The organism is Methylobacterium isbiliense (assembly GCF_022179325.1).
Taxonomy (GTDB): Bacteria; Pseudomonadota; Alphaproteobacteria; order Rhizobiales; family Beijerinckiaceae; genus Methylobacterium; species Methylobacterium isbiliense.
On the sequence record NZ_BPQQ01000151.1, the window covers coordinates 1 to 5,255 of the forward strand.

Genomic DNA, 5,255 nt, shown 5'->3' on the forward strand with positions numbered 1-5,255 from the left:
CTTCGTCCGCTTAGGTTCTTGTTTTTTCGCAGATTTTTATCGCAAAACCGGCGACCACTTTTGCGAAATCTGCTTAGTAGCGCTCCGGGACGAAGCGCCGGTCCCGGAGCGTGTCGTCGTAGGCGTTCTTCTTGCAGCGCTTGGGCAACGTCACCGGCTCGCCCTCCATCTCCTTGTAGGGAATCAGGTGGAGGAGGTGCGCGATGCAGTTGAGGCGCGCCCGACGCTTGTCGTCCGAGCGCACCACGTACCAGGGCAGATCGTCGGTATCGGTCGCGGCCAGCATGGCGTCGCGGGCGCGGGAATAATCGTACCAGCGCCGATAGGATTCGAGGTCCATCGGGCTGAGCTTCCACTGCCGCAGGGGATCGCTGATGCGGGCCTCGAAGCGGCGCTTCTGCTCCTGGCGGCCGACCTCGAGCCAGAACTTGACCAGCTGGATGCCGCTGCCGGTGATGAAGCGCTCGACCTGCGGGCAGAGTTCGAGGAACCGGCGCTGCTCCGCCTCCCCGGCGAAGCCCATCACGGTCTCGACGCCGGCGCGGTTGTACCAGCTGCGGTCGAAGATCACGATCTCGCCGCCCGCCGGGAAATGCGCGAGGTAGCGCTGCATGTAGAGCTGGCTCTTCTCGCGGTCGGAGGGCGCCGGCAGGGCGACCACCCGGAAGACGCGCGGACTGACCCGCTCGGTGAGCGCCTTGATGGTGCCGCCCTTGCCGGCCGCGTCGCGCCCCTCGAACACGATGATGATCCGCGCGCCCGTCGCCCGCACCCAGGTCTGGAGGTGGCAGAGCTGGACCTGGAGCTTGTGCAACGCGCGCTCGTAGGTCCTGCGCTTGAGCCGGCCGCCCTCCGCGACGGGCATGGCCTCGTCGTCCGGGGCCTCGGCCAGCAGGTGGTGCTCGGTGTCATGCATGGCGCCCCTCCCGCGCTCCGATCGACCGTCGAAGATGCTGGCGTGTCCGCTCCTTGGCCATCGCAAATGTTCAGCGCCGCATCACGGACCGGCCGGGCCATCGCGAGGAGGCGGGGGGCGACGGGCCGGTGGCGGAGAATCGGCCCCGGCCGTGTCCCGGCGGCAGTGGACCGGGCTCGGAGGCGTGCTTATCTTCAGGGCGCGGGACCCCAATCCTCAACCGCCCGGGCCTTGAACCCGGCTGTCGGAGAGTTCGTGATGGCAATGAGTTTCAAGGTGATGTCGCTCACCGATGCGGCCGCCGATCGCATCAAGCGCATCATCGCCGAGGCGGAGCAGCCCATCGCCGGCGTGCGCGTCGGCGTGAAGAACGGCGGCTGCGCCGGGATGAGCTACACCATGGAGTATGCCGAGGAGCGCAGGCCGGGCGAGGACGTGGTCGAGGACCGCGGCGTGCGCGTGTTCATCGACCCGAAGGCGGTGCTCTTCCTGCTGGGCACGGAGATGGACTTCCAGACCACCAAGCTCGCCTCGCAGTTCGTGTTCAACAACCCGAACCAGACATCCGCCTGCGGCTGCGGCGAATCTGTCGCGATCACCCCGGCCGCCCCCGAGGCGCTGCAGGCCGTGGGCGCCTGAGCGGTCGCGCCGCGGCGGACACCGCCGGCCCCGGGCCCGCGGTCAGGCGACCGGAGAGGTCGCGGTCAGGCGACCTCAGAGGTCGCGGTCAGGCGACCTCCGTGAGTCCCTCCGCGGCATCGTCCACCACGCGGTTGCGACCGCCGTGCTTGGCCGCGAACATGCACTGGTCGGCCCGCTCCAGGAGCGAGACCGCGGTGTCGCCGCCGCGGTGGATCGCCACACCGACCGACACCGTGACCCGGCCGAGAGATTCGCCGCTCGACCGCTTCACGAGTTCGCGGCCCATCACGCCTGTGCGGATCCGCTCGGCCAGCGCTCTCGCCTGATCGCGGGTGGCGCCGGGCAGGACGATCCCGAATTCCTCGCCGCCGAACCGCGCGATCGTGCAGGCGGCGGCCACCATCTCGCGCATGGTGAGCGCGACGAGGCGCAGTACCTGATCGCCCGTGAGATGGCCGTAGAGATCGTTGAACCGCTTGAAATGGTCGATGTCGAGGACGATCAGACCGGCCGATCCCCGCGTCAGGGTCGCCTGTTCGACGGTCTTGCGCAGCACGTCCTCGAAATGCTTGCGGTTCCCGATGCCGGTGAGCGGATCCGTGAGCGACTCGACCCGGACCGCCTCCAGCGTCTCGTGCAAGGACCGAATCTCGTCGCGGCTCTCGCGCATCCGGGCTTCGAGCGTGCGATTGTTCGCCGTGACGTCGCGGGTCGTGACGACCAGGGACGCCACGATCTCGCGCAGGCGGGCACGGTTCACGGCGGGCGCGGCAATGTCCTGGCTGAAGGCCTGCAGTTCGGCGCCGTAGCGTGCGGTGGAGCCGAGCGCGGCATCGAGCATCTCCATGACCTGTTCGAGTTCCGAGAGCATGCTCGTACTCGCCCGCTCCGTCTCCGCCACGAAGCGCCGGCCCTGGATGTAGGTGTCGTACAGCCCCTCGACGCGGGCGTCGCTGAGGTTGCCATGCTCGCTGGTGAGCCGCTTCACCGCTTCGTTGAGCAGCGGCTGCTGTCCGGACACGTAAGTGTACCAGACCGCGTAGCTGTGCGGGCTGGCGGAGGACCCGTAGGCCTTCATCAGCTCGATTGCCCTCTGGCCGATCACGAAGCTGCGCTCCGTATCCGCCCCGGACAGGTCAGTCATCCGGCATCTCCGTCGGTGAGCTGCGCCGTGGCGCGGCTCACGCCGACCTGACTACCGGCCTTCGGTGGAGAAGCGGTTAAGCCTCCGGCCGATAGTCGATCCGGTTCCGACTAAGAGCTTTCTACTCTCGGTCTTTCCGCTTCTTAAGTACAACCGGTCGGAGCAGGAAGGCCGGCACGTGCGCCCCCAATCCGACCTCGGCCTCCGGCATCGCGTCGTCGTCCCGGCGGCGGGCGGCGGCGGCGCGGGGCCGCTGCTCGTCGCGCCGACGTGCCGGCTCGGCCGCCGGCCGCTCCTCGGCCGCCGGCCGCTGCTCGGGCCGGGCCTCGCGGTCCCGCGAGCGCTCCCCGCGCCGCGACGATCCTTCTCGCCGCGACGATCCTTCGCGCCGGCCGGCGTCGCCCCGGCCGCGTCCGCCGCGGTCGCGCGGGCGGCGCTCGCCGCGGGCCTCGCCCTCGTCCTCCGGCAGGCTGGTGAGGTCACCCTCCGCCCAGGCGATCGGCTGGCCGATCAGGGTCTCGATCGCCGCGAGCGACTTCTCATCCCCCCGCGCCACCAGCGTGAAGGCGTGGCCGCTGCGCCCGGCCCGGCCGGTGCGGCCGATCCGGTGGACGTAATCCTCGGCATGGTGCGGCACGTCGAAGTTGAAGACGTGGCTCACCGCCGGGATGTCGAGGCCGCGGGCCGCCACGTCGCTCGCCACGAGCAGCGGGATCTCGCCGGAGCGGAAGGCGTCGAGCGCCGCCATGCGGGCGCGCTGGTCCATGTCGCCGTGCAGTGCCGCCACGTTGAAGCCGTGGTTGGCGAGCGACTTCTGCAATTGCGCCACGTCGCGCTTGCGGTTGCAGAAGACGAGGGCGTTCTTCAGCTCGTCCGCGGCGCGGATCAGCCGGCGCAGGGTCTTGCGCTTCTGGTGCCCTTCGGCCCCGGTGGCGACGAGCCGCTGCTCGATGGTCGCCGCCGTGGAGGCCGGGCGGGCGACCTCGATGCGCACCGGATTGTGCAGGAAGTCATCGGCGAGGCGCTGGATCTCCGGCGGCATCGTCGCGGAGAAGAACAGGGTCTGGCGCGTGAACGGCACCAGCTTCACGATCCGCTCGATGTCGGGGATGAAGCCCATGTCGAGCATCCGGTCGGCCTCGTCGATGACGAGGAGCTCGACGCCGGTGAGCAGGAGCTTGCCGCGCTCGAAGTGGTCGAGCAGGCGGCCGGGCGTGGCGATCAGCACGTCGACGCCGCGGGTGATCTTGGCATCCTGGTCGGCGAACGAGACGCCGCCGATCAGGAGCGCCACGTTCAGCTTGTGGTTGGTGCCGTAGCGCTCGAAGTTCTCCACGACCTGCGCGGCGAGTTCGCGCGTCGGTTCGAGGATCAGCGTGCGGGGCATGCGCGCCCGCGCCCGGCCCTGTTCCAGCAGGGTCAGCATCGGCAGCGTGAAGGCCGCCGTCTTGCCGGTCCCGGTCTGGGCCACGCCGAGCACGTCGCGCCGGCTCAGCACATGCGGGATCGCCTGGGCTTGGATGGGGGTCGGCGTGGTGTAGCCGGCCGCCGTGACGGCCTGCAGGACCTTGTCGCTCAGACCCAGTTCAGCGAATGACATTCTGATTGAGAACCGTTGCGCGCGGGCCGGGCCACCGGCGCGAGGAACGTCCGTCGCGGCAACGGCTTCACCGCAAAGACGTTTTGCGGTCCATGTCCGCTCACGCGAGCGGGATGGAGGAACCCGCCGTGGCTGCGGCGCGTGAGATCGCGCCGATGCGAGCGACACGCCCGATGGCGATGCATTTGTCAAGTGCCCGCTTCGCCGCGTGCGCGGCAAACCTGGGACGATCAGGGACGCCGCGGGGCGGCGCAGGGATCGAGGCGCACCCCCGCGGATCCCAGCGCGCCGGTCGTCTCCGGCTCCGCGACTCCGCGCAGTGCGGCGAGCGGCGATCCGGGCGGAGGAGCGCCGGCTCCCACCCCCGCGAGAAAGCGGGTCGCCGCCACGCAGGCCAGGGCGACGACGATCGCCACCCGCCAGGTCCAGGCGAGCAGCGGGGCGCTCGCGTGCGCTCCATCACGATGGGACATGGCAGGCAGGAATCACGTTCATGGCGGCATCAATCATCCGCCGATCACGGTTAATCACAGGTAAGCAGATGAGCCAAAATCCTCACGACTGCCACAAGGGCGGTTTCATCCTTTGTTGATGGGTGATGGGGTAATGGCTGCGCTTGTTGCAGGAATGCGACAGACCGGACGTTCGGCCGGGGCTAGAAGCCGCGCCGGCTCTCGCCAACAGGACCAGTCAGAATGAAAAAGATCCTTCTCGCCTCCGTCGCCCTCGCGGGCCTCGCCTCCGCCGCCTCGGCCGCGGACCTTCCGCGCCGCGCGGCTCCGCCGCCGGTGTTCACGCCGGTTCCGGTGTTCACCTGGACGGGGTTCTACGCGGGTTTCAACGCCGGCTACGGCTTTGACACCAGCAGCAACAGCAACGCCCCGACTATCGTCGGCGTCGACGCGCGCACCGGCCTGGTGGCCGTGCCCACCGCCATCGCCTTCCAGAACCGC

General features: G+C 69.5%; 5 protein-coding genes and 1 pseudogene. 2 read left to right on the forward strand and 4 right to left on the reverse strand.

The features are described from left to right. Positions 1–73 precede the first annotated feature (73 nt). Complete coding sequence (gene ppk2 / locus MFF61_RS33485) at positions 74–865, reverse strand: polyphosphate kinase 2 (RefSeq protein ID WP_238242137.1); 792 nt, start codon at positions 863–865, stop codon at positions 74–76. Positions 866–1,174: 309 nt separating this feature from the next. Between ppk2 and sufA the strand changes: the two genes are divergently transcribed. Next, a complete protein-coding gene (gene sufA, locus MFF61_RS33490; protein WP_238242130.1) occupies positions 1,175–1,555 on the forward strand; it encodes a Fe-S cluster assembly scaffold SufA in 381 nt (126 codons plus the stop codon). Between the two features lie 88 nt (positions 1,556–1,643). Here the strand turns inward: sufA and MFF61_RS33495 are convergent, their stop codons facing one another. From MFF61_RS33495 to MFF61_RS33505, 3 genes are all read right to left on the reverse strand, one after another. Further along, the gene (locus tag MFF61_RS33495) at positions 1,644–2,702 is read right to left on the reverse strand and encodes a GGDEF domain-containing protein (protein ID WP_238242131.1); all 1,059 of its coding nucleotides are present in this window, start codon (positions 2,700–2,702) and stop codon (positions 1,644–1,646) included. A 121-nt stretch (positions 2,703–2,823) separates the two neighbouring features. Next, positions 2,824–4,302: a DEAD/DEAH box helicase gene (locus tag MFF61_RS33500; RefSeq protein WP_238242133.1), complete on the reverse strand. Its 1,479-nt coding sequence runs from the start codon at positions 4,300–4,302 to the stop codon at positions 2,824–2,826. A 230-nt stretch (positions 4,303–4,532) separates the two neighbouring features. Further along, positions 4,533–4,775, reverse strand: coding sequence for a hypothetical protein (locus tag MFF61_RS33505; RefSeq protein WP_238242134.1), 243 nt, complete (start codon positions 4,773–4,775; stop codon positions 4,533–4,535). Positions 4,776–4,997: 222 nt separating this feature from the next. Here MFF61_RS33505 and MFF61_RS33510 point away from each other — a divergent pair. Next, positions 4,998–5,255, forward strand: a pseudogene (locus tag MFF61_RS33510) (porin family protein); the annotation flags it as partial.

Excerpts from the sequence above, each read along its gene's own strand:
- MFF61_RS33500 (WP_238242133.1), bottom strand. The coding sequence starts at position 4,302 with ATGTCATTCGCTGAACTGGGTCTGAGCGACAAGGTCCTGCAGGCCGTC.
- ppk2 (WP_238242137.1), bottom strand. The coding sequence starts at position 865 with ATGCCCGTCGCGGAGGGCGGCCGGCTCAAGCGCAGGACCTACGAGCGC.
- sufA (WP_238242130.1), top strand. The coding sequence starts at position 1,175 with ATGGCAATGAGTTTCAAGGTGATGTCGCTCACCGATGCGGCCGCCGAT.
- MFF61_RS33505 (WP_238242134.1), bottom strand. The coding sequence starts at position 4,775 with ATGTCCCATCGTGATGGAGCGCACGCGAGCGCCCCGCTGCTCGCCTGG.
- MFF61_RS33495 (WP_238242131.1), bottom strand. The coding sequence starts at position 2,702 with ATGACTGACCTGTCCGGGGCGGATACGGAGCGCAGCTTCGTGATCGGC.